The sequence below is a fragment of the Salibacterium salarium genome (assembly GCF_030813635.1).
Taxonomy (GTDB): Bacteria; Bacillota; Bacilli; order Bacillales; family Marinococcaceae; genus Salibacterium; species Salibacterium salarium.
The window spans coordinates 564,370-591,006 of sequence record NZ_JAUSUM010000002.1 but is presented as its reverse complement, the minus strand read 5'-3'; the positions used below and the strand labels follow the sequence as shown (position 1 = coordinate 591,006).

Sequence of the window (26,637 nt, the reverse complement as noted above, 5' to 3'; positions counted from 1 at the left end):
CAATAACAGTGTGGACGTGAGTTTCATCCAGAATAATTGTACAAAAATTTTTTTACTAAAAATATTTTTTCATACCTGTTTCTACATATTTATATTCTATTGCATTCCGTGTTATATTTATGTGCGACGACTTTTGAGAACCCTTTAGTATCGTGTTAGAATAAAAGTATCAACAAAGAACTAGGCAATAAGGATATAGAATAAGCAGGTATAACAAGTGAAAGAGGTGATTGGAAAGGGATAGAAACAAGTTAATCTTTTGAAGAGGAATAGATTCTACATATTTTCCAAGAACCAACTATCACGTACCATTTGGAGGTATAGCCAGATGAGCAAAAACGCAGCCAAGCACGAAGAGCCATGGCAGGAATTTTTTGGTCCGAACCTTGGCTATTTAATGGATCTTTACGAGGACTATAAAGAAAATCCGGAGTCGCTTGATCCCGAAACAAAAAAGTGGTTTGATCAATACGGTGCTCCACAAGTTGAACAATCGTTTACTAATGGACAGACCTCTGTAACTACAGACAAAAAAACGGACATGGACATGGCAAAAAAAGTTGCAGCAGCAGTTAAACTTACGGATAATATCCGAATTCATGGTCATCTTTCTGCAGATGTTAATCCACTTCAGGAGCCAAGCGGTGAAACATCCTTTTTAAAAATTGATGAGTATGGGTTGACTGAAGGTGATTTGAGACAACTCCCTGTCGAAATGATTTGCCCTGATGCTCCAGATCACATAAATGACGGATTAGAAGCTATTAATCATTTAAAGGAAATGTATACCCAATCGATAGCTTTTGAGTTTGATCATGTACATGATGTAGAAGAGCATCAGTGGTTGAATCGTCAAGTGGAATCAGGGCACATTTATCGTTCTTTGTCCCCTGAGAAACGAAAAAAAACATTAAACAGTTTGACAGAGGTGGACAGTTTTGAACAATTTGTCCACAAAACGTTTGTCGGTCAAAAAAGATTTTCGATTGAAGGGGTAGACGCGCTTGTACCGATGCTTGATGACTTTGCACAAGATGCGATTCAAGATGGTGCTAGAGACGTCATGATTGGCATGGCACACCGTGGTAGGTTGAGTGTGCTTGCCCATGTTTTAGGAAAGCCTTATGACCTTATATTTTCAGAGTTTCAGCACGCCCCTAATAAGGATTTCGTTCCTTCTGAAGGATCTATTGGTATTAACTATGGTTGGACGGGCGATGTGAAATATCATTTAGGAGCCCATAAAAAAGTACAACAAGAGCCTTTTGATTCTCGTATAACTTTAGCCAATAATCCAAGTCACTTAGAATTTGTAAACCCAGTGGTAGAAGGATACGCTCGAGCATCACAAGATGATAGTTCAGAAGCAGGCTTCCCTCAACAGGACACCTCTAAAGCAATAGCAGTACTTATTCATGGAGACGCTGCGTTTCCTGGAGAAGGTATTGTCACAGAAACGCTGAACATGAGCAGATTGAAAGGGTATCAAACCGGCGGAACCCTTCATGTTATTGCCAATAACCAGCTCGGATTCACAACGGATACACACGATTCACGTTCTACCACGTATGCAAGTGATCCGGCAAAAGGCTATGAGATACCAATCGTCCATGTGAATGCTGACGACCCCGATGCCTGTATGGCAGCGGTAAAGCTTGCTTATGAATACAGAAACCGCTTTAGCAAAGATTTTCTTATTGATTTGATTGGTTATAGACGCTTTGGACATAATGAAATGGACGAACCTGTTGCAACCCAGCCATATATGTATGAAATAATCAAAAAGCATCCAAGAGTTCGAGAAGTTTATGCTAATCAGCTTGTAAAAGACAATGTGTTTTCACAAGAAGAAGTCGACAAGCTTAAAGAAGATACAGATCACTTTTTAGCTAATCAATATGAAAAAGTTGCTGACAATAAATCTGCTGAACCAGAGGAAGAAGAAATTCCTCAAGAAGTAGAGCGGCGATTACCTGTTGTGGAAACAGGCTATGATGCAGACGATTTAAAACAAATTAATAAAGAATTAATTACATGGCCGGACGGGTTTAACGTATTTCCAAAGTTGAAAAAAATACTTGAGCGGAGAGAAGATGCTCTAGAAGAAGGCGGTAAAGTTGATTGGGCTCACGCTGAGACGTTGGCCTTTGCGACGATTTTGTCAGAAGGTACGCCGGTTCGATTGACAGGCCAAGACACCCAAAGAGGAACATTTGCACACCGCCATCTTGTATTGCACGATTATAAAAATGGCGATATTTATTCACCACTTCATACTCTGTCCAACGCGAATGCTTCTTTTGCCATTTACAATAGTCCTTTGTCGGAAGCTTCTATTGTAGGCTTTGAGTATGGATATAATGTTCATGAACCAACAACACTTGTATTATGGGAAGCGCAATTTGGTGATTTTGCTAATGCGGCCCAAGTAGTATTTGATCAATTTATTTCAGCAGGAAGAGCTAAATGGGGTCAAAAATCTGGTATTGTATTCCTTTTACCACATGCCTATGAAGGGCAGGGTCCTGAACATTCTAGTGCGCGTTTGGAGCGCTTCTTGACTTTAGCAGCAGAGAACAATTGGAACGTTGCGAATGTGACCAGTTCCGCTCAATATTTCCATTTATTACGTCGGCAGGCAGCTACTTTGGGAACCGAAGAAATGCGTCCACTCGTTTTAATGACACCAAAAGGACTTTTAAGAAACCAAAATGTTGCATCATCACCTGAGAAACTGACCAATGAACATTTTCACGCAGTTGTAGAAGAACCTAAAACAGGAAAATCTAAAAAGAAGGTCACCCGTATTATTTTTGCTTCCGGGAAAGTAGCGGTAGATTTACATGAAGCGATAGCTGATGACAATGTTCCTGATTGGTTACACATTATTCGAGTAGAAGAATTATATCCTTTCCCAGCAGAAGAAATACAAGCCATTTTATCTGATTATCCTAACGTGAAAGAGGTTAAGTGGGTACAAGAAGAACCTGAGAACATGGGATCTTGGAGTTATATTCAACCGCTTCTGCGCGACATTGCTCCAAAAGGTGCGGAAACAAGTTATATTGGCAGACGCCGCCGTTCCAGTCCGTCTGAAGGAGATCCGAATGCACATAAAAAAGAACAAAACCGGATTATAAATGAAGCATTAGCAGGAAAAGAATAAGGAGGACTCATTCATGGCTGAAATTAAAGTACCAGAGCTTGCGGAATCAATCACAGAGGGCACGATTGCAGAATGGTTAAAGCAACCCGGCGATAAGGTAGAAAAAGGAGAAAACATAGCTGAGTTAGAAACAGATAAAATTAATGTTGAAATTACAACAGACCAATCCGGCGTCATTCAAGACCTTCTAAAAGAAGCGGGAGATACAGTAGAGGTTGGAGATGTTATTGGTCATATTGATGAGAGTGGCGAAGCAGGACAGGCACCACCGGCTGCTAAAGAAAGCTCTAAAGAAGAAAATCAACCAGAACAATCCTCTGAACCATCACAACCTGCTCAAAAAGAAGGCGGAGATTCTGCTGAGGATCGCCCGGTTGCATCTCCATCAGCAAGAAAACTGGCTCGTGAAAAAGGACTAGACCTTAATCAAGTACCGACAAAAGATCCTTTAGGCAGGGTAAGAAAAGAAGATGTAGAAGACTACGAAAAAAATATAGCAGCGTCTTCAGCTTCACAAGGAAAGACGGCCAAAAAAGAAACAGTTCCTACAGATGAATTTGAAGGAAAGCCAGTTGAGCGGATTAGAATGTCGAGACGCCGTCAAACGATTGCAAATCGACTTGTAGAGGTTCAACAAACTTCTGCTATGCTCACTACATTTAATGAAATTGATATGACAGCTGTTATGGATGTGAGAAAGCGTTGGAAAGAGTCTTTCCAACAACAGCATGATGTACGATTAGGGTTCATGTCTTTCTTCACGAAAGCAGTTATTGCCTCCTTGAAGAAATTTCCACTTCTTAATGCTGAAATAAGTGGTAATGAAATCATTCAAAAATATTTTTATGATATCGGTATGGCCGTATCAACTGACGACGGATTAGTTGTTCCAGTTGTACGTGATGCCGATAGAAAATCATTTGCAGAACTTGAACAAGAGGTTGTCGATTTGTCATTAAAAGCTAGAGATAACAAGTTAACGTTAAAAGATTTACAAGGTGGATCATTTACAATAACAAACGGTGGAGTGTTCGGGTCATTGCTTTCTACTCCTATTCTGAATGGACCGCAAGTCGGAATCTTAGGCATGCACAAAATCCAATGGCGCCCCGTTGCAATTGATCAAGATAAAATGGAAAACCGCCCTATGATGTATGTGGCTCTTTCTTATGACCACCGTATCGTAGATGGAAAAGAAGCAGTCAGCTTCCTTGTGAAATTAAAAGAACTTCTAGAAGATCCAGAGTCACTCCTTCTAGAGGGCTAATGTAAAAAGAGGTTGGGACAAAAGAAAAATATGCGGTAGTGAACACGAATGTCTTGCGCTGGTCAAGAGTTGCATATTAGCGGAGCCAAAATGCTTCGACTCCTGCGGGAAAAGCACGTGTCTCGAGACCCCGCAGGCAGGGGTTTTCTGCCGAGGAGGCTCGAGCCGTGCCCGCGGAAAGCGAAGTATTTTGGCGCAGAACGAAAAATGCCGAACGATTTTGTAAAATCGTTCGGCATTTTTCTATCTTATAAAGGTTTAGTCCCAGCCCCTTTTTATTAATAGATAAGAATTTTTTATGTGGGCGGATCTAGCGTAAAAAAAGTGAAAACGGTTTTTTTAATCTAAACTTCCTAAGTTCCAAACATTTTGGTCAATTTATTCGTCAGAACATATAGACAAGATTAATTATTAGTAGTGAGTTCTTTTTAAAAGTTATATACCCTTGTCAATTGTAATGAAATCATTTCATATCAAAAATTCTCTTTATATCTATTGATAAATACTTATATCTTCGTGTTATAATCTAATTGAATCGATATTAATAGGGGGTTTTTTTAATGTACAATATTAATATAGATAATAAAACAGTAGATATGATTGAAAAGAATAACGGATCTGTTACATTGAATCCATTATTTATATTTAATCAAAATAAACAGCGAGGACTGGTTGATGTAATGTTAACCTTTGATATACCGGAAAACGAAGCAAGGTATGAGATAATTTCTTATCAAGGTATTAACATTTACATTCATGAACAGTTAAAAATAAAAAAAGAATTACGCATACGCATTACAGGGTTTGGTCCATTCAAACACCTTAGTTGCAGTGGGATTAAACATTTTCACAAAAAGACAAGCGTTTAATTATTCAGAATTCTTTTATATTTCGCAGAATTCGTTTCACAAATAAAATAATGCGGAAGGTTCAAGGTTTTATGAGTTCCTCTACTAAAAAGATTGTTAACCATTATGTTGGATAACAATCTTTTTATTTTTTAACGTAAGACCGTATAATTGGTGGGAATAGTTTCATAGATGACAAGGCTTTATCTTTTTTATGAAAATGTATAGAATATATAAGAGGCGAACGTATGATTCGTGTGAATATTTAAGCTTTACAAACGAAATCTGGAGGAGATAATAATGGGGGTTCGATTTCTACTCGGAAGGACAGGTACTGGAAAAACACATGCGATTCGTCAAGAGATGTTGGACAAACTTGCGGATCATCCGGATGAGACACGGCCAATTATTTATCTAGTTCCGGACCAAATGACGTTTCAGGCAGAACAGGATCTTGTTTTAAAAAGTCAGACGGGAATAACACGGGCACAAGTTTTAAGTTTTTCTAGAATGGCATGGAAAGTGCTGCAAGAGACGGGTGGTATTACGAAAACCTATTTGCAGCAAAATGGACTGTATATGCTCATTCGAAAGATAATAGAAGAAGAGAAACAACAATTTCGTTTGTATGAAAAAGCTGCAGACAAAACAGGATTCGTTGATCATATGCAACGATTAATCACTGAATTCAAACGGCAAATAGTATCTATTGAACAATTACAAAAAAACCAAGCAGAATTGGAAGCAATAGAGAATAAAACAGCAAAGGAACAAGTGTTATCTGATAAATTACATGATATTGCGATAGTTTGGAAGAAAGCGGAAATCATGTTAGGGGAGCGGTACGCTGGTGCAGAAGATTACTTGCGATTATTGTCTGAAAAAGTACAAGCATCTAATTATTTAGACGGTGCCGATATTTATGTTGATGGTTTTCATTCATTCACTCCTCAAGAACTAAGTGTTCTAGAGGCTTTAATGGAAAAAGCATACCATATGACATTTGCATTGACGTTGGATAAACCTTACGATGAAGAGCCGCCACCTCTTTTAGATTTATTTCGTCAGCCGGCTGTTACTTATCAGAAAGTTAAAACTTTAGCAGACAACAGTTCACATGAAGCATCAGACGTAACGGTGAACGTACAGACTTTTAAATACAAAAATCAGGCTTTACAACATGCAGAGAATTATTTTGAAAAACGTCCGGTTGTCTCAGGGCAAGCTAATAATTATATACACCTTAGTGCGGCTGTGAACAGAAGGACAGAAATTGAAGCGACCGCAAGAGAAATCAACAGATTGGTTCAAAAGCAAGGGTATCGTTATAGAGATATTGCCGTGATGTCTCGGCACGTTGAAAATTATGGTGATATGCTTCAAACCGTTTTTCAAGATTATGATATTCCAATATTTCTTGATCAACAGCGTCCGATGTTAAATCATCCTGTCATGGAATGTATTCGATCTTCATTAGAAACTCTTTCCGTGCGTTGGAGATACGAACCGCTTTTTAGAGCATGGAAAACGGATATGTTTTTTTCATTGAATGAGCATTGGGAGACAGCAAAGGAAGAAATAGACTATCTGGAAAATTACGTGCTTGCTTATGGAGTTTCTGAAAAGCATTGGAAGCAAGATCAGCCTTGGACGTATACAAGTCAACGAACACCAGCTGACGGTGTGTCGCAAAAAAAAGTGGAAGATATGGAAACAGAACGTCATCTTAATCATTTACGGGAGAAATATGCAGCTCCTTTATTGAATTTAGAAAAACATATAAAAGCAGCATCAACGATGAAAGAATACAGTGTCGTTCTTTATGAGTTCTTGGAAGAACTTCGAATCCCTGAAAAAATTGAACGAATTCGTGATGATGCTCTAGATCGCAATGATTTATCGGAAGCTCGAGAGCATGAACAAGTGTGGAGTTCCATTGTTGAAATGCTAGAACAAATGGTAGAAATGGCTGGAGATGAAAAGATTACATTTGAAACCTTTTATCAGGTAGTGGAAACAGGTCTAGAGTCAATGACCTTTGCTATTGTTCCTCCAGCTATTGATCAAGTAACGATAGCAGATATGGAACGCTCGAGAATATCAGATGTTCACATTACTTTTTTGTTAGGGGTGAACGAAGGGTTGTTGCCAGCCTCTTTTGAAGAAGAGGGTATGCTGGATGATGAAGAGAGAAAATGGTTTGCAGAGCAGGGTATTGAGCTTGCAGATGATGCTGGAACACGGTTATTGAATGAACAGTTTCTCATTTATCGAGCCCTTAGTTTACCAAAGGAAAAACTTTATTTAAGCTATCCTTTAGCAGATGAAGAAGGAAAAACGTTGCAACCATCGGTATTAATTAATCAAATAAAAGATATATTTCCCGATATCGAAGAAAAACTGTTATTTAATGAACCACAAGAATATAACGAAACAGAACAAAAAGCCTTCATAGGCCCAAATAGAAAAACTCTGTCGTTTTTAACTTATCAGCTTCAACGATGGAAACAAGGTTATCCAGTAGCACCCATTTGGTGGGATGTGTACAACTGGTACGTCAGAAAAAATCAATCGGCACCATTGTCTATCCTTATTAACAGTTTATTTTATAAAAACAAGCCAGTACAATTATCATCCATGATAAGTAAGCAATTGTATGGAGAAACCTTAAAAGCAAGTGTATCACGTGTGGAAACTTTCGAATCATGTGCATTTTCGCAATTTGTTTCTTATGGGCTACGCCTAAAAGAAAGGGATATATATAAACTTGAAGCACCAGATATCGGTCAATTGTTCCATGCTGCTTTAAAAAATATGACAGAGCAAATTAAAAATGAAGGAAAAGAATGGGGAGCTCTGACTTCACAAGAATGTCAGACGATTGCACGCCGTTGCGTAGCACGAATTGTTCCGACTATTCAAAGAGAGATATTATTGAGCAGTCACAGACATCAGTATTTACAAAAGAAATTAGAAGATACTGTTGTACGCGCTTCTGAAATATTGAGCAGACAAGCCAAAGTGTCTGGATTTTCTCCAATTGGTCTTGAGTTAGGTTTTGGCCCTGGAGAACAAATGCCTCCTCTTCGTTTTACATTGTCGGATGGTACCGAAATGGAAGTCGCAGGACGGATTGACCGCGTTGATGGTGCTCAAGGCGAAGACGGTGTATTCGTAAGAATTATAGATTATAAATCCAGTGAAAAAGATATTCAGTTAGCTGATGTATACTTTGGTTTAGCCTTACAAATGCTCGTGTATCTTGATGTAGTATTATCTTTTTCACAAGATTGGATTGGAAGCCCTGTCAAACCAGCAGGAGTATTGTATTTCCATGTTCATAACCCATTTGTTCTGGCCAAACAACATATGGAACAAGAAGAACTAGAGAATGAGTTCTTAAAAAGGTTTAAGATGAAAGGATTGTTAATGGCAGAGGAAGAGCCCGTTCGATTAATGGACGAGACGTTGACTACGGGACACTCTCAAATTATTCCGGCTGCCATGAAAAAAGATGGGTCCTTTTATTCAACTTCCTCTGTTCTTCCGGTTGAACAATTTGAATCCCTGCGGCGTTTTATTCGAGAGAAACTGCAACAAGACGGCGAGATGATCATGCAAGGGAATACAAACATCAATCCTTTTAAAAATGGACAAGCCAAAGCATGTACTTTTTGCTCCTTTAAATCGGTATGCCAATTTGATACATCGTTTGAAGCAAATGACTATCGTTTTTTATCTAAAGATAAAGGAACGATTACATCTGAATTATTTTCGCAAGAGAAGGAGGAATTGTAATATGCAGTGGAAGAGTAAGCCTGACGGATCAGGCTGGACGGACAGTCAATGGGAAGCCATTTCCGGATCAGGAAGCAATCTTCTTGTGTCTGCTGCAGCTGGCAGTGGTAAAACAGCTGTACTGGTGGAAAGAATTATATATAAAATAACACAGAATGATCCACCGGTGGACGTTGATAAACTTCTTATTGTAACGTTCACGAAAGCAGCAGCTGCTGAAATGAAAAGTAGAATTTCTGCTGCACTTATGCGGGAAATCAATAAAGATCCCGGCTCATTGCATTTACAACGACAACTATCTTTAGTGAACAGAGCACATATTTCAACGTTGCATTCCTTTTGTATGGCTGTGATCAGGAAGTATTATTACAAACTTAATATAGACCCCCAATTTCGTATATTGGATGAAACGGAAGGGGAATTAATGAGAGAAGAAATATTAGAGGATGTATTTGAAGAAAGATATAAATCAGAAAGCGAGGAAAAGTTTTTAGATGTAGCAGAACGGTTTAGTGGAGATCGCAGTGATGAGGGATTAAGAAATGTTGTTAGAAAGCTGTTTCATTTTTCAAGGTCTCATCCAGATCCAAGTTCTTGGTTGCAAAAGACAGCTGATTATTATGAGGTAGATACTGATCAATCGATGGATGATTTAGTGTGGGGAGAAGAAATTTGGAAGGATGCAATGACAAGACTTACCGCTTCCGTGGAGATGCTTCAGAAGGCGAAAAATATTTGCTTGGAAACAGAAGGTCCACTACCGTATCTAGAAAACTTTGAAGAAGATGAAAAGCAATTGAACAACTTAATCGAGGCAACTGATTGGAACACTTTATATAGTTCTTTTCAAAATATTACTTTCGGACGCTTGAAAACGATAAAAAAGGATGAAGAAGTAGACGAACACCTTCAATCAAAAGCAAAAAAACTTCGTGAAACAATAAAAAAAGAAGTGACAAGCGTAAAACAAGAAGCTTTTAATCAGTCTCCACAGGAACTGCTTCAAGATATTAAAGAAATGACTGTTCCCATTCATACATTAGTAGAAACGGTAGAGATGTTTTCACAAAGTTATCAGGCAGCAAAAGAAGAGAAGGGTGTCGTTGACTTTTCTGATTTAGAACAGCTTTGTCTTGCTATTTTGAACGAAGAAGGTTCTGAAGCCGCTGAAGATTTTAGACATCGCTTTGCAGAAATTATGGTTGATGAGTATCAAGATACAAATCATGCTCAAGAAGCCATTTTACAAACGATTTCTAATGGTAATAATTTATTTTTAGTTGGGGATGTAAAGCAAAGCGTTTACCGATTTCGTCTTGCTGATCCTGGATTGTTTTTAGATAAATACAAGCAATATAATCGGGAACATGGGATACCGGGTTGGAGGATTAATCTAGACCAAAACTTTAGGAGCCGTCGTGAAATTATTGATGCGACGAATTTTATTTTCAAACAGCTAATGGATGAACGTACCGGTGAAGTGATGTATGATGACACAGCCGAATTGAAGGTTGGCAATGAAGATTATCCAGATACAACGAATACATCAGAACTTGTGCTTCTTAATAAAGGAGATCCTATCCAACAAACGACTTCTGATGAGGAAGATGCAGAAGAAGATATGGAAACGGCTCAACTAGAAGCACGCTGGATAGCTAAAAAAATCAAGCAGTTAATAAACGAAAAGCATCAAGTATTAGATAAAGAGACCAAACAGATGCGGCAAATGACTTTTCGTGACATTGTCATATTAATGCGTTCTATGCCTTGGGCCTCTACCTTTATGGAAGAGTGTAAGAAGCAGGGACTGCCTGTCTATGCAGAATTAAGCGGAGGTTATTTTGAAGCAGTAGAGATTAATGTCATGTTGTCGTTATTGAAGGTCATTGATAATCCGAGACAAGATATCCCCCTTGCTTCCGTATTGCGTTCTCCTATAGTTGGGATGGATGAAGAAGATTTGGCTAATATTCGAATGATGGATAGACAAGGTCTTTTTTATGACGCTTTAAAAGAAACAGTTCATCATGGTCCTGACGCAAATTGGCGGAAAAAAGCTGTTTCCTTTTACGAGAATCTTCGTGTATGGAGACAGAGGGCACGCAGTGAAGCCTTGTCAGAGTTTATCTGGGACTTACTCCAAGAGACAGGTTATTATGATTTTTCTGGTGGTATGCCTGGAGGGAAACAACGTCAAGCTAATTTGCTAGCACTATATGATAGAGCACGTATGTATGAAAAAACTTCGTTCCGTGGCCTGTTTCGTTTTTTAAGATTTATCGAACGTATTCAAGAACGAGGAGATGACCTTGGTACAGCAAGGGCCTTAGGTGAACAAGAAGATGTCATACGTCTTATGACAATCCATAAAAGTAAAGGGCTCGAGTTTCCAATTGTATTTCTTGCTGGAATGAATAAACAGTTTAACTTTCAAGACTTGAATAACAAAATGTTATTGCACAAACAACTTGGTATCGGAAGTAAGTATATAGATCCAGAACAACGAATAGTGAAGAATTCTATCCCTCAATTAGCTTTGAAAATACGAAATCACCGGGAAAGCATTGCTGAAGAGATGAGAGTGCTATACGTAGCAATGACACGAGCGAAAGAAAAGTTATATATGATTGGAACATTAAGAAAAGCAGAAAAAACAATCGAGTCTTGGCTTGAATGGACGGATCAAGAGAATTGGTTATTGCCGGAATTTGAACGATTAAAAGCAAAATCATTTTTGGACTGGGTTGGTCCAGCTGTATTTCGACACAATGCGGCTAATGCTTGGCATAATAAAGACATTGTTGGAAATCACGCCTTATTTCACTATCCTTCATCATGGCAGATTCATTTTGTTGAACGGCACGAAATAGCAGAACCAGAAACTGATGACGAAGTTTCAATCGAAGCTACAGAGCAAGCTTTGATAAATCAAGACATCATCGAAACCAATACAGGTGAATATGAACACATCCACTCCCAATTGACTTGGAAATATCCTTACGAAGAAGCTGTTATTCAGCCTTCAAAACAGACAGTAAGTCAGTTTAAACGAACGATAGAAGATGAATACAGCGAATCGTCTTTCCAAACGGGTTTTCATTCTAAATATGCGGAAAGGCCTTTGTTTATGCAACAGTCAAGTTCTCGACCTGCCGAAAAAGGTACAGCACTGCATACCTTTATGGAACACTTGCCCATACAAGATGACGTGACCAAGCAGTATTGTCTAGAATTTACGAGTCGGCTTGTGGAAAAAGAATTATTGACTGCAGATCAAGCTGATATGATTGACATAAATGGTGTTGTCACATTTTTTCAATCTGAATTAGGTGAACGTATGAAAAAGGCAAAACAGGTAAAAAGAGAAATTCCGTTTAGTTATGGTAAACGAGACAACCTTGAAGACGACATGATTCTAATTCAAGGGGCTATCGATTGTGTATTTAAGGAAGCCGATGATAATCTCGTGTTATTGGATTTTAAGACAGATGCATTTAAAAACAGATTTTCTTCTAGTATAGATCAAGGGATAGAGATGATGAAAAATAGATATCAATCTCAAATAGATCTTTATCGAGAAGCTCTTTCTTCCATCTGGAATAAAGACATCAAAGAAGCCTATATATACGCATTTGACGGAGCATACGTAATAGATATGATTAACTAGGGGTTGGAACGTATGAGAATATTGCATACAGCAGATTGGCACATTGGCAGAACATTAGAAGGAAGAAGCCGATTTGCAGAACATGTAGCGTTTTTTGAAGAACTAGAAACCATAATAAAAGATGAAAAGATTGACGTACTGTTAATGGCTGGAGATGTATTTGATTCAGTAAATCCACCTGCGTTTGCTGAAGAGCTATTTTATGAAAGTATTGCTAAAATAAGCCGTCAATACAACCTTCCTATTGCCATTATAGCAGGGAATCATGATCACCCAGAACGTCTTGCAGCTGCCAGGAAAATTGCACAGACTCAGGGAATCTACATTGTTGGTTACCCGGGTGTAGAGCCTTTACAGATTCCAGTTAACGGTGACGTTTTGCAACTCGCAGCTCTTCCTTATCCATCCGAATCACGGATGCGTTCGGTGCTCACTGAATCAAGTGAAGAAAAACAACTTCGTGATGCCTATAATGAAAAAATAAAATCTATTTTTCAAAGATTAACGCATTCTTTTAAAAAAAATCACGTTCGGATGGCTATGAGTCATATGTTTGTTGCAGGAGGTTCTGCCAGTGATTCGGAACGACCAATTGAAGTAGGAGGGGCGTATACAATTACAGCAGATGCGATTCCAGAAAATATTCAATATACGGCATTAGGTCACTTACACCGTCCGCAGAATATTCGTCATACTAAAACTATTACTAGGTATGCTGGATCTCCACTCGCATTCAGCTTCTCCGAGTCGGGAGTTACAAAGTCTGTTACTGTAGTAGATGTAAAATCAGAAGACGAGACCCCAAGCATAAAAGAAATACCTCTCTCCAGTGGAAAACCCCTTGTTCGCTGGGAAGCTACGCATGGAATGAGTCAAGTAAAACAATGGCTGGATGAAAAAAAGGACACAAATGCATGGATAGAATTAAGTTTGCATATGAATGAAACTCCTAGTATGGAAGAGATACAATTTATAAGAAAATCGCATCCGGGTATTATTCATATTTATCCTATATTTCCAGAAATGAAAGAACGTGCCGTTACAACACAAAAAAATAATCTTCCTATTGATGAATTATTTCAAAAGTTTTATGAAAAGCAAACAGGAGGTGCTAAACCGGATGATGACCTTATACGTTTGTTTATGGAAATGATAGAAGAGGAAGGAGAAAGCAATTAATGCGTCCAATTGAATTATCTATAAAAGGCCTTCACAGTTTTAGAGAAAAACAAACGATAAACTTCTCCGATTTATGTAAGGGTGGTGTTTTCGGTATATTTGGTCCGACAGGGAGCGGAAAATCTTCTTTATTAGACGCGATGACTTTAGCTCTTTACGGGAAAGTAGAGCGCGCCCCAAATAATACTCACGGCATTATAAATCAAGCGGAAGACGAGATGTTTGTGTCTTTTACATTCGAACTAGGCCAACAAGAAAACGCATCGAAATATATGATAGAAAGAACGTACAAAAGGTCTGGCGAACATCATGTAAAAACAGCAGTGAGTCGACTTCATCATCTCACTGGCGATCGAGAAATTCTAGCTGATAAAACAGTTGAAGTTAATAAACAAGTGGAGGATATGCTCGGACTCTCGATTGAAGATTTCACTAGGGCGGTAGTACTTCCACAAGGCAAGTTTTCCGAATTTTTAAAGCTTCGAGGAAATGACAGAAGACAAATGCTGCAGCGTATCTTTCATCTTGAAAAATATGGAGACGATTTAATTAAAAAGGTGAAAACAAATTTACAAAACGCAACTCATGAAAAAGAACGGATTGAATCGGAACAACAAGGTTTGGGAGAGGCATCCAAAGAAGCTATTGATACAGCTGAAAAACAAGTGAAATATTGGAATCACAAACTAGAAGAATGGATAACCGAAAAAAAAGAAGTTGACAAACAAGCAGAACAAGCTAAACAACTTAAAAATTGGCAGGAAGAATGGGAAGATGCTCAACAAAAGCTTCAAAAATTAGAGGAACAACAAACGCAAATAGAGAAATACAAAACCTTTCTAACGAATTCTGATCAAGCTGAATCATTACTTCCTTTTGGAGAAGCTTATCTACAATCTCAACAGGAAAAGGAAACATGGTTAAAAAAAGATAAGGATGCAAGAACAGCATTAGAAAATCTTGAATTAAAAGAAGAGGAAATCACATCAAGATACAATCAATTTATAATAGATAAACAAACAATAGATAAGAAATTAAGTGAACAAAAACAGACGATTGACAAAGCCGAAGAAATCGAGCAAGAGATGACTACAGACGTAAAAGAAAAATCGGATTTAGACGCTGCACTAGAGAAAATCACAGAAAAAGCGGACTACTATAAAAATGAAGAAGAAAAAATGCAACAAAACTTGGAAAAATATAATCAAGCAGTAAAAGAGTTTCAAGAAGAACTGGCTGTTTTAAATAAAGAAACGGCGAATAAGTATACTGTTTTTCAAGCTAAAGAAGACAAACAATCGATTACCTATTTGCAAAATCAATTGGCTCAACGAAAACAAGAAATAGACGAAGCAGCCAAAAAACTCGCTCATGTACAAGAGCAAAAAAAGAACGTAGAAAAAGAATTAAATACAAAACAGGAAAACACAAAAAATCGTTTTCAACAGGTTATGTATTGGTACAATAAAAGTGCTGAGGATAAAGAGTGGCTTGAAACAAGCATGAATGTATTGCAACAATGGTCGAATACGTATGCTGAAAAACAAGAACAAATAAAACATCAAGAAATGGCTATACATTTGGCCTCACAACTACAATCGGATCAGCCGTGTCCTGTATGCGGTGCACTGAATCATCCCGCTCCGCAATTAGCTCATGATGTTGGTAATACAGAGAATATTTCTAATGAAAAAAAAGCAATTGACAACTGGTTAGAACACTTAAAAAAATTTGAGTTTGAAGTGAGTCAGCGTGAATGGAAATTACAACATTTATCCAATTTATTAACGGAAACGATGAAGGAAACAGTTTTATCTACGGATAGGGAGACTACAATAGAATTTACCTACAAAACAATTTCGAAATCGAATGATTGGGAAAATATAATCGAAGATCAGTTGAAACAATGGAAAGTAGAAGAGCAAACAATAGAAAATTTGCACCACCATATCGAAAACGAAAAGGAGCAGTATCAGCAAAAGCAAGAAGAGTATAAAGATATCTATCACCAACACGAAACCGTTTATACCACTTACTCAGAGAAATCAGACCAATACGCACAGTTAGAAAAAGAAGAACAACAAGCGATGGAACAATGGAAACATTCATATCCCCATTTTTATTTTGATACATTAGAAGAGGAATATAAAAATCTTCAGGCTAAAGATGAGAAAAAGGAAAAATTACAAACAAGAATAGATCAAGGATATGCTCATATTCAAAAGTTGCAATCTGAATTAGAACAGTGGATTCATCAACGTCATAACATTATGATAGAACAAACCCAAGTTAAAGCTCAAACAGAGCAATTAAAATCAAATCTTGATATAAGAAAACAACAGTTAGACGCAATGTTAGAGGGATACTCCCTTTCTCAACTGAAAAAAGAAGTGCAAACAGAGGAATCTACTTGGGCAGCGAATGAAGAGAAAATAGCTAATGAAACAGAGCAAATAAAGCGGCAGAAACAAGAAGCAATAAATACTCAATCTATCGCGACGCATTCTTTGCAAGAAGCATCCAAGCGCTTAGAAGATTCTAAAGAAAAATGGAATAAACAATTACAAAAGCTTGGAAAAATGGAAATAGCCCCGTCAGCGTTAAGACAGGAAATTCTAACAAATGAACAAAAGCAGCAATTCGAAGAAGAAATACAACAACATGAAAAAGAACAAAATAAGTGGCAAAGTACAAAAGATAATCTCGAGTATAAAATTGCTGATCGAAAAATTTCTGAAGAAGAGTGGACGCAAATAGAACAAAGAAAATCAGAAATACATGCTAATGTAGATGAAGCCAGAGAAAAACGGGGAGCCGCTGTAGAGTCGTTACAGGAAATGCAAAAAAGGAAGGAACGATATCAAGCACTTGAACAAGAAAGAAAAAACTGGGAAAAAAACTACAATCAATATAAGAAATTAGATAATGTCTTTCGCGGAAGAGGATTTGTTGAATTTCTCGCGGAAGAACAGTTAGTGCAGGTAAGCCGAACAGCGTCAGAACGATTGCATGGACTAACGAAAGGTCGCTATGCTATAGAAGTAGATTCTCAAGGAGGATTTATTGTTAGAGACGACGCAAATGGTGGTTTGAAGAGACCGGTTACGTCATTATCGGGAGGAGAAACATTTTTGACGAGTCTGGCATTGGCCCTATCATTGTCTTCTTCTATTCAATTAAAAGGACAATACCCATTAGAATTTTTCTTTCTAGATGAAGGCTTTGGAACCTTGGATCAGGAACTGTTGGATACCGTAATGACATCACTTGAAAAACTTCAAACAAATAATTTAGCCGTTGGTATTATTAGCCATGTTCCTGAAATACAAGAACGTTTAGCAAAAAAAGTGTTCGTATCTCCAGCGGAACCAAGTGGTATCGGGAGCAGAGTACACTTGCAAAATGATTGATTATATATTTACCAAAGTAACCTATAATATTATTATGTAAACAAAAATAATGTGTGTGTATAAGACTAGAGGTAAGGTGAAAGGTATGGAGGAATTTATAGTAGCCAGTGGATTATCCGCTTTTGCAACAGCGATTGGAGCCATACCTGCGATTATTCTAAGGAATACAACCCATCAGGCAAAAGATATACTGCTTGCTTTTAGTGCGGGAATGATGATGGCTGCATCAACTTTTGAGCTAATTCCAGAAAGTTTAAACTTGGGTGGATATATGTCTGTTATTATAGGCATCACCATGGGGATGCTGGTTCTAACAATATTAGAACAAACTATTCCTCATGAACATATTGAACGAAGTCCAAGCAGGGGATTGCTTGAGAATAAAAAAATGGATCGGACAGCAATCTTAATTATCACTGCTATTACATTGCATAATATTCCGGAAGGACTATCAGTTGGAGTGAGCTACAACAGCGGTGTTGAGGGTTTAGGTTTACTTATTGCACTAGCTATTGGTGTTCAAAATGCACCTGAAGGATTTATTATTGCATTCTTCTTAGTGCAGCAGGGAATAAAAAAAAGAAATGCTTTTCTTATTGCTGCTAGTACTGGATTAATGGAATGGATTGCTGCTTTCACTGGGTATTGGATGACTGCATTCGTAAGCAATATAGTCCCGATTGGATTAGCATTTGCAGCTGGTTCAATGATATACATTGTATATAAAGAATTAATACCAGAAAGTCACGGGGATGGCTATGCATTAAGTGCCACCTACAGTTTTACAGGTGGCTTGCTATTGATGATAGCTATGACCTGGTTTTTTTAGACATTCAGAAAGGTGTCCGATTAAATGGATAATAATAAACTTGAAAAAAGACTAGCTGTTATATGTGTCATTGTCGGTATTCTATTATTTATTTCATTACTAAGAAGCTTTATGGATTTTTTTTAAAACAGTTATTGTTGAAAATACAAATGATAATGGTTGCGGCACCCAGGATTAAACGATGCATTGCATGAAGGGCATAAATACCCGCTTTCTAAATAGTCATGTACTGTTATGTGTGTGCCGCAAGAACCACATAAAATAGCTTTATGATTAAACATCTCTTTTGGCCACTGTTCTGCTTTATGATGGGCTAGTTTTTCATGACATTTAAAGCAACAGTAATAGTCACCGCAACAGAAAAATCGAATAGATATAATATCGTTGGGTTGTTGATAGTGAAAACAACGGCTGTTTGTGTCAAGGGCAATGCCATATATTGTCGTGCCATTTATCTCTCGTTTCATTATCTGTCACCACCTGTGAACTTTTATACTATTATAACAGTTCAGAACAAAAATGTTTATTTTTATTGAAAAAGGGAATTGTATTATTGGCAGATAACATCTTAAAACAATTAAATCAAAAATCTTCCATAGAAATTCTCTTACATTTATAAGTGAACAGTATAAATAATCGATTGATGATTTAATCTGTGACAAAAGTTAGAATTTTTCTTCAATTGTTCGACATCCGCCTGTTTTTATGGTATATTACACTTACGGTGTAATGTTTAGAATATTTTCTACATTATCGTAGAGGAGTGGTTTATAAGACGGTGTAATTTTTAAGGAGGGATTATATGCCTGTTAAAGAAAATCAAGAAACACTGGTTAATACGAAAGCAAAAGAGCTCTGCAGTGCAATGGAGCTTAGAGGATGGGCAAGTACAAAATTTGTACCTACGCCTCCTTATGGTTATACACTGGTTAGTATGACGGGATGTCGTGCGTGGTTCGGAAAACGTTGGGGCATGATATGTGATGATATGGAAGATCATCTTAAATTGGTTTTAGATGTACCAAGAGGAAAAATTGACGCAGAAGAAGTTAGTGGTCGATTGGATCTTCCTGTTGTGGAAACGGACAATCACATAAGCTCTGTTGGAGTTATTGATAATAGGGATAGAGATACAGTTGTTATTTATCTTTATACGACAGAGTTAAAAAATATTGCCTTTCGCAATAGTGAAATTATGGAATTTGTCAGTGATGTTAGACGTTTGGCCTGCTTATAATTTAAAATAATACGAACCACACAGGCGTCACCCTTTCCGGGTGCGCTTTATTTTTGAAAAAGTTTTATTTTAAAATAATATTCTCAAATATTTACAGCAGATTCATGCGTGTTTTTTTTACAAAGGAGTAGGAAACTCTTTTTATACATGTTACAATTACCTAAACTTTAAATTTAGACAAATAACTGAAAGACGGGGTGCGGAATGAAAGCGTATCGTCGTAAATTTTTCTATCTGGGAACGAATCAAGAAACATTAGAGCCTATGAGCATGGATCGTATAAAACAAGCAGGATTTGATCTTACGGTCTTGAAAAATGATTTACCTTATTTAATCAGTTTTTGCCGTGAGTGGCGTACATTTTTTGAAGATGCTTCTAAAAATGTTAACCCGTTATATCGTCCTTATATAGAAGAAGCATCAGCTTTTTTTGATGAACAAGTTGAGCAAATGACACTTTGTACTGCTCCGCATCATGATTCCAATACGTATATTATGCCGTTTACGGATTTAGTAGCCTCTTTAATGTTAGCTTACAATGCGTTTGACAAGGTACTTGATGAATATGAGAGCATGCCGGCTCATTTTGAAACGGCATTAAAGTATTATCGGCAATTTGCTGTGAAAGCTGACTCTGATAAATCTCAGTTTATTTTAAATCATCTCCCAGATTTACGTTTAAGTGTAGAATAACAAGACCTGCTGAACAAACCCTCCATATAATGGGAGGGTTTTTATTTTGACATCAGATAGAATTGAAAGATTTTCTTCTATAATATTTTCTAAATATTATTTACTTTTCCTATTTTATTTGATAAGTTATCAATGTCCTTTTCTCACAGTTATTAAGCGTTTTCTTTTTACATTGGACAATTTTAAAAAAAGGGGTGCAGTCATGAATTTGCTTTGGGGTTTAATGGGGATAGCATTTGTTTTGTTTTTGGCTTTTTTACTTTCAAGTCGAAAAAAATCAATTAATCCTCGTACTATTTTGGGAGGATTAGCTTTTCAAATTTTATTTGCATTCATCGTATTGGAATGGGAATTCGGCCGTGATATGCTCCAAGGGTTAACAGTCGGCGTACAAGCAATCATTGACAATGCCAATGAGGGAATTAATTTCCTTGTCGGTGATTTGCTCGATCTTGAAGGGGTACAAAGCGTCTTTGCTTTTGAAGTGCTCCCGATTATCATTTTCTTTTCTTCTCTAATTGCTGTTTTATATTATATCGGTATCATGCAATGGTTGATAAAAATCATTGGTGGTTTTTTATCTTATGTGCTTGGTACAAGTAAAGCGGAATCTATGTCAGCAGCAGCCAATATATTTGTTGGACAAACCGAAGCTCCGCTTGTGGTACGTCCTTATTTAGCTGATATGACCAAGTCAGAATTATTCGCTGTTATGACGGGAGGACTTGCTTCTGTTGCTGGTTCGGTATTAGTTGGATATTCACAACTAGGTATCCCTTTACAATATTTGCTCGCAGCTAGTTTTATGGCAGCTCCTGCAGGTTTGATTATGGCAAAAATGATGCTGCCCGAAACAGAGGTATCCACGACAAGTGATTCAATTAAAATGGAGAAGGATACAGATTCACAAAACGTAATCGATGCAGCCGCAAAGGGTGCCTCCACCGGGGTTCAATTAGCAATTAATGTCGGTGCGATGTTACTCGCCTTTATCGGCTTAATCGCTGTTATTAATTCTTTGTTTGGATTAGTTGGAGGATGGTTCGGTTTTGATGAATTGTCATTAGAACTTATATTAGGGTACATTTTTGCTCCAGTCGCATTTATGATTGGTGTTCCATGGGTGGAAGCATTGCAGGCAGGAAGCTTTATCGGCCAAAAACTGGTTGTCAATGAATTCGTAGCTTATGCTGCTTTTGCTCCAGAAATCGATTCATTTACAGAAAAATCCCAAACTGTAATCACTTTTGCACTTTGTGGTTTTGCTAATTTATCATCGATGGCAATTATTCTAGGTGGCTTCGGTTCACTTGTACCTGAACGAAGAAAAGAGTTAGCACAACTCGGTATACGAACAGTTATCGCTGGTGCGCTTGCTTCTCTCCTTAGCGCTGCTATAGCAGGAATGTTTGTTTAAAAGTAGAAAAAGACAGCATCTGTAAGAGAAGGTGCTGTCTTTTTCATTGTTGCGAAGCTGGACACTTCTTGATATGATTTACAAGATGCTGCAGGGAGGTAGAAGAAGGGTGAAGGAACTAAAAACGGATATAGAATTTAGGAATGCTTTCTTTATTATGAAGCAACTGCGCCCTTATCTAGAGGAAGAACATTTTTTAGAAGCGCTTGAGAGAATGCGTCAGAATGATGGTTATCAACTTTTTGCGTGGATAGATGATGACGGACAATATGTGATGATAGCAGGGTTGAAATTTCAGGAAAATTTGTATGACGGATACCATCTATGGTTAGATGATTTAGTTACTGATGAAACGAAACGCTCTCAAGGGAACGGAAAAAAAGCTCTTGTCGAAATTGAACGCTTCGCAAAACGACAAGGTGCCTCGAAAGTCGTATTATCTTCTGGACTTAGTCGTAAACAGGCGCACTCCTTTTATGAGAACAAAATGAATTATGGAAAGAAAAGCTATGTATATTTCAAAAAATTGTAAAGAAGGGGTCGAGTGAGAATGATTCATAAGACATGGACAACCTCTGAGACGATAAAACAGTTAAAATGTGTACATGCTAATGCAGAAAAATATAAAGTAGATAATGTATTAACACCGGAACAGATATATGATGTGAAAAATGAAACCGAGGAATTTTATTTTATTATAGATGATACAGGCAAAATTGGTGGTTTTAAAAAGGATTATTTTGAAGAAATATAGTGGTTTCATTCGTGAAAATACTAGATGTTTTGTCCAAATAAAAGTATACTAGATAGTAAAGAGAAAAAGGTTGATGTATATGAGTTTTTGGTACAAAATAAGCCGTGTGATGAAACCGAGAGAAGAAACATCTGATCATGCTAAGCATCCTGATTTAAAGACTAGATATTATGGAGCAAGCTTCACACGTGTTTTTAGAAAGGCGAAGCAACTCGAAAATGAAAGCGGTAATATTAATAAACTTATTAAAGCGGATGAAGAGAGAGGGGAAGTGTTCGTTGAAGCGACTAATGGGAAAGACCGCTTTGACGTCATTATGACAATTGTTCAAGTTGGTCCCAACGAGACAGCTATTGACATTGTATCTTCTATTCGTAATAAAGCAGGTGATTGGGGAAAAAACTTTCCGATTATAGTTTACGTGCTAAAAGAATTTGATCAATCATTTCCAAACATAAAAAAAGGTTGAATGGAAGCTATCTGCTATATTAGGCAGATAGTTTTTTAATATCTAAAATTTTGGCGTTTGCGGGATCCTGCTTCAACGTCCAGCCGTTTGGAGGCCCACTTGTGCTATTCTTATGTCTGTATTATATGGACCTGGTGGTACAGAATAAAAAATGTCCTTCTGGAGTGCACGGATTTCATTTTGGTGCAGTCGTCTTTTTATATTAATATATTATTTTTCATAAAATGTTGTGTTGGTATATATAAATTTTTCGAAACAACGCTATTATATAGTATAGTTGAGTATATAATGGTCATGTGATACAAAGGGGTTTATTGGAATGCGACGTAAGGATAAAAACAAACTAGATGATATGTATGACGAAGAATATGAAGAGCTTTCTTATGAAGAATTTCAGCAAGCATTAGAAGCTGAACCAAGAAGAAATCCGAAAGAGAAAAAGAAAAAACAAAAAAAGCGTTTGGGGATTCGAATCGTAGCAGTTGTTATAGCAGTGGCGCTCGTCTTTCAAACATCGGCTGTTTTATTTGATACATTTCGTCTTGATGCTATTGAATTTTTGAAAACATCTTATAAACTTTCACAAGATGAAGATGTTCAAGAATGGAAAGAATCTGTCGTTACAATTGAAGGAGAAGGAAAATATTTACGTTCGCAGGGAACTGGTTTTTTTATCAAAGAAAATGGGCTAGTCTTAACTAATCATCACGTTATTGAGAATCAAGATTCAATCGGAGTCAGTGCAGAAAATGGGGAAGTGTATGAGGCAGAATTAATAAAAAGTGATGAAGAGAAAGATTTAGCTTTGCTTGATGTAGAAGGAGATGGATTCAACTCTTTGTCTTTGCGAAAAAATACTTCAGACGAAAATAAACACATTTATGTCATTGGAAATCCGCTTTCCTTTACTAAGATTGCTAATGAGGGAAGGGTGTTAGGTACAGAAGAGACAGGTGGGGATGAATTAGGTATATCCGCTCCTATTTATAAAGGAAATAGTGGAAGCCCGATTATCACAGAAAAAGGTGAGGTAACTGGGGTTGTTTATGCAAAACGAACATTAACTGATTCTAATCGGGAATCTATCGGTTTAGCTGTTTCGATAGAGGATGTTCATACATTTCTTGATGATTTCAACGAATGAAAAAGCAGGCTGTCCTCTTGGAAGGTAGCCTGCTTTTTTGAAACGGTATTATTTTTTTTGAAGTTTTTGTTCTTCGATATATTCATCATATGTGATTTGCTTGTCGATGAAGCCATCTGAAGTAAATTCAATAATGCGGTTTGCGATTGTTTGAATAAACTCGTGGTCATGTGAAGAAAACAGTAATGATCCTGAGAAGTTAATAAGCCCATTGTTCAATGAAGTAATTGATTCTAGATCCAAGTGGTTCGTTGGTTCGTCTAATATTAATACATTGGCGCCGCTTAACATCATTTTAGAGAGCATGCAACGTACCTTTTCTCCACCGGACAATACGCTCGCTTTTTTAAATACTTCTTCGCCGGAGAAAAGCATTCTCCCAAGAAAACTTCGTATAAACGTTTCTGTTTGATCATTAGGAGAATATTGACGTAACCATTCCACTAAGTTCATATTTACATCGTCAAAATATGCGGAATTATCTTTTGGAAAATAGGAAAGAGAAGTGGTAAGTCCCCATTTATACGTTCCGCTGTCAGGTTCCATTTCCCCTGTAATTATTTTAAATAACGTCGTTTTAGCTATTTCTTGATCACCAACGAAAGCGACTTTATCCCCGCTGCCAAGTACAAAACTGACATTGTCGAGTACTTTTACACCGTTAATCGTTTTTGTAAGTCCTTCGACCGTTAATAAGTCTTTACCCAATTCACGTTCTGGTTTAAATTGAATAAACGGATAACGTCTAGAAGAAGGCTTGATATCGTCTAGTGTAATGTTATCAAGCGTTTTTTTCCGAGAGGTGGCTTGTTTTGACTTCGAAGCATTGGCACTAAATCTGGCAATAAACTCTTTTAATTCTTTAATTTGTTCTTCTTTTTTCTTATTAGATTCTTTTGCCATTCTTTGAGCAAGTTGACTGGACTCATACCAGAAATCGTAATTTCCAACATAAAGCTCAATTTTTCCAAAGTCGACATCAGCGATGTGTGTGCAGACTTTGTTCAAAAAGTGACGATCGTGAGAGACAACTATTACTGTATTTTCAAAGTTAATCAAAAATTCTTCCAGCCATTGGACAGCAGCGATATCCAAATTGTTTGTCGGTTCGTCCATTAACAAAATATCTGGTGAGCCAAATAAAGCTTGAGCGAGCAAAACCTTCACTTTTTCAGAACCAGCTAGTTCGGACATTTGCTTGTCGTGGTATTCTTCCTGCAAACCTAAGCCGCGTAATAGCTGTGCCGCTTCTGTTTCTGCTTCATATCCGCCTAATTCTGCAAACTCAGCTTCTAATTCTGCCGCTTTCATACCATCTTCGTCCGAGAAATCCGGCTTCATATAAATAGCGTCTTTCTCCTTCATTACGTCAAAGAGACGACTGTGCCCCATAATAACAACATCCATCACACGTTCGGATTCATAAGCGAAATGATCTTGTTTTAAAACAGCAAGGCGTCGGCCTTTTTCTATACTAACGTGACCACTTTGCGAATCAATTTCGCCGGATAAAATCTTCAAAAAGGTTGATTTTCCTGCGCCATTAGCGCCAATCAAACCGTAACAATTACCAGGAGTGAATTTAATATTCACATCTTCAAATAATTTTTTATCTCCAAAACGGAGTTCAACATTTTGGCAGGTTAACATGAACATACATCCTTTACTATATAAACTAATTGTAATGATAACACACTTTACCGTAACGAGACGATGTCTTTCAAGCGCAAAGATTTTTCGTAAGAAGTAAGTTTCTTATTTTGACAAGTGAATAAGAGAGATATAGAATATAATAGGTTTCAAAAACTTACTGGTTCTATAATGACTTTATAGTCATACATTGCACTTCGTAGAAAGGAAGTATGAATGACGAATGGATAAACATGAAACCATTGTTGTTGCAGCTTTAAAATTGTTTTCGGAGAAAGGTTACTTTTCAACATCTGTGCAGGAAATAGTATCTTATTGCGGTATATCTAAAGGAAGCTTTTATAATTATTTTGCTTCAAAAGAAGATTTATTAATTGAAGTATTTCGTTATAACCATCAGCAAATGCTTTGGCGGGCAAAAAATGTGAATCTAGATCAGTCATTATCTGCTAAAGAACAACTTATCAAAAAAATATCTTTGGAATTAGAGGGACTGTACAACAATCGTGAGTTCTTCCTGTTGCTGTATAAGGTCGTACCTATCCATGAAAACAAAAAGTTGCTGCCACTTATGAAAAAAACAAAAGCAGCAATGATTAGTTGGCATAAAGAATGGCTGACGGAAGTGTACGGTGATGTGATAAGACCTCAAATTTGGGACCATGTTTTGTTTTTACAGGGGGCAATGAAAGAGTATATTACACTTATAAAAGAAAATAATGAGACTGAGAATCCTGAAACCTTTGCTAAAGAGATTGTAGCGAAGTTAGATGTATTAGTTGAACACGGATCTCATTTAAATCCAATATTAACAAATGATTTAATGAAAGAATATGAAGAGATGGGGAAATATCCGGAGAAAAAGACAAAAGAGGAAGAGCGAGATGAGACGTTAGCTGCGATAAAAAGTGAAATTGAAACGTGTGTGACAAACGAGAAACAGAAAGAAGAGTTATTAGCTTCTTTAGACTTTTTAGAAGAAGAGTTACAACAGCAGGCACCACGCGTCTTTTTAATGAAAGCCGTTATTTCTTATTTGAAAGAAACCCCTTCATTACGTGACATCGAAGCAATAGAACAATTCATAGAGTAAAAGTAATATTAAAGAA

General features: G+C 37.2%; 18 protein-coding genes. 16 read left to right on the top strand and 2 right to left on the bottom strand.

Annotated elements, in window-relative coordinates:
* The first annotated feature begins 328 nt into the window (after positions 1-328).
* The 8 genes from J2S78_RS08735 (at position 329) to J2S78_RS08700 (ending at position 18,164) form a co-directional block, all read left to right on the top strand.
* Positions 329-3,166, top strand: coding sequence for a 2-oxoglutarate dehydrogenase E1 component (locus J2S78_RS08735; RefSeq protein WP_306897856.1), 2,838 nt, complete (start codon positions 329-331; stop codon positions 3,164-3,166).
* 13 nt (positions 3,167-3,179) lie between these two features.
* On the top strand, positions 3,180-4,433 hold the full coding sequence (gene odhB, locus J2S78_RS08730) for a 2-oxoglutarate dehydrogenase complex dihydrolipoyllysine-residue succinyltransferase (protein WP_306897855.1): 1,254 nt from the start codon (positions 3,180-3,182) through the stop codon (positions 4,431-4,433).
* A gap of 560 nt (positions 4,434-4,993) precedes the next feature.
* Positions 4,994-5,302 (top strand): CC/Se motif containing family, encoded by a 309-nt coding sequence (locus J2S78_RS08725; protein ID WP_306897853.1) that lies wholly within the window; start codon positions 4,994-4,996, stop codon positions 5,300-5,302.
* Positions 5,303-5,581: 279 nt separating this feature from the next.
* On the top strand, positions 5,582-9,079 hold the full coding sequence (gene addB / locus J2S78_RS08720; RefSeq protein WP_306897851.1) for a helicase-exonuclease AddAB subunit AddB: 3,498 nt from the start codon (positions 5,582-5,584) through the stop codon (positions 9,077-9,079).
* A gap of 1 nt (position 9,080) precedes the next feature.
* On the top strand, positions 9,081-12,746 hold the full coding sequence (addA, locus tag J2S78_RS08715) for a helicase-exonuclease AddAB subunit AddA (protein ID WP_306897849.1): 3,666 nt from the start codon (positions 9,081-9,083) through the stop codon (positions 12,744-12,746).
* Between the two features lie 12 nt (positions 12,747-12,758).
* Positions 12,759-13,925, top strand: coding sequence for a metallophosphoesterase family protein (locus J2S78_RS08710; RefSeq protein ID WP_306897848.1), 1,167 nt, complete (start codon positions 12,759-12,761; stop codon positions 13,923-13,925).
* Positions 13,925-17,335 carry an SbcC/MukB-like Walker B domain-containing protein gene (locus J2S78_RS08705; protein WP_306897846.1) on the top strand — a complete coding sequence of 1,137 codons (3,411 nt, stop codon included), beginning with the start codon at positions 13,925-13,927 and terminating at the stop codon, positions 17,333-17,335. Before J2S78_RS08710 ends, J2S78_RS08705 begins: the two co-directional genes overlap by 1 nt.
* 85 nt (positions 17,336-17,420) lie before the next feature.
* On the top strand, positions 17,421-18,164 hold the full coding sequence (locus tag J2S78_RS08700) for a ZIP family metal transporter (protein WP_306897844.1): 744 nt from the start codon (positions 17,421-17,423) through the stop codon (positions 18,162-18,164).
* A 131-nt stretch (positions 18,165-18,295) separates the two neighbouring features.
* Here J2S78_RS08700 and J2S78_RS08695 read toward each other — a convergent pair whose 3' ends face one another.
* Complete coding sequence (locus J2S78_RS08695) at positions 18,296-18,631, bottom strand: CHY zinc finger protein (RefSeq protein ID WP_306897843.1); 336 nt, start codon at positions 18,629-18,631, stop codon at positions 18,296-18,298.
* Between the two features lie 335 nt (positions 18,632-18,966).
* Here J2S78_RS08695 and J2S78_RS08690 point away from each other — a divergent pair, with 335 nt between their 5' ends.
* The 7 genes from J2S78_RS08690 (at position 18,967) to J2S78_RS08660 (ending at position 23,878) form a co-directional block, all read left to right on the top strand.
* Positions 18,967-19,401, top strand: a complete 435-nt coding sequence (locus tag J2S78_RS08690; RefSeq protein ID WP_306897841.1) for a hypothetical protein — start codon at positions 18,967-18,969, stop codon at positions 19,399-19,401.
* A gap of 204 nt (positions 19,402-19,605) precedes the next feature.
* Entirely contained in the window at positions 19,606-20,094 is a 489-nt protein-coding gene (locus J2S78_RS08685) for a hypothetical protein (protein ID WP_306897839.1), read from the top strand.
* Between the two features lie 202 nt (positions 20,095-20,296).
* The gene (locus tag J2S78_RS08680) at positions 20,297-21,511 is read left to right on the top strand and encodes a NupC/NupG family nucleoside CNT transporter (RefSeq protein ID WP_306897837.1); all 1,215 of its coding nucleotides are present in this window, start codon (positions 20,297-20,299) and stop codon (positions 21,509-21,511) included.
* A gap of 109 nt (positions 21,512-21,620) precedes the next feature.
* A complete protein-coding gene (locus J2S78_RS08675; RefSeq protein ID WP_306897835.1) occupies positions 21,621-22,043 on the top strand; it encodes a GNAT family N-acetyltransferase in 423 nt (140 codons plus the stop codon).
* 18 nt (positions 22,044-22,061) lie between these two features.
* Positions 22,062-22,265 (top strand): DUF6501 family protein, encoded by a 204-nt coding sequence (locus J2S78_RS08670; protein WP_306897833.1) that lies wholly within the window; start codon positions 22,062-22,064, stop codon positions 22,263-22,265.
* A 79-nt stretch (positions 22,266-22,344) separates the two neighbouring features.
* Positions 22,345-22,734 carry a hypothetical protein gene (locus tag J2S78_RS08665; protein ID WP_306897831.1) on the top strand — a complete coding sequence of 130 codons (390 nt, stop codon included), beginning with the start codon at positions 22,345-22,347 and terminating at the stop codon, positions 22,732-22,734.
* Between the two features lie 319 nt (positions 22,735-23,053).
* A complete protein-coding gene (locus tag J2S78_RS08660) occupies positions 23,054-23,878 on the top strand; it encodes a S1C family serine protease (RefSeq protein ID WP_306897829.1) in 825 nt (274 codons plus the stop codon).
* 48 nt (positions 23,879-23,926) lie between these two features.
* Here J2S78_RS08660 and J2S78_RS08655 read toward each other — a convergent pair whose 3' ends face one another.
* Positions 23,927-25,528 carry an ABC-F family ATP-binding cassette domain-containing protein gene (locus J2S78_RS08655; protein WP_125555403.1) on the bottom strand — a complete coding sequence of 534 codons (1,602 nt, stop codon included), beginning with the start codon at positions 25,526-25,528 and terminating at the stop codon, positions 23,927-23,929.
* 223 nt (positions 25,529-25,751) lie between these two features.
* On the opposite strand from J2S78_RS08655, the gene J2S78_RS08650 reads away from it, so the two are divergent.
* Positions 25,752-26,621 (top strand): TetR/AcrR family transcriptional regulator, encoded by an 870-nt coding sequence (locus tag J2S78_RS08650; RefSeq protein ID WP_306897828.1) that lies wholly within the window; start codon positions 25,752-25,754, stop codon positions 26,619-26,621.
* The last annotated feature ends 16 nt before the right edge of the window (positions 26,622-26,637 follow it).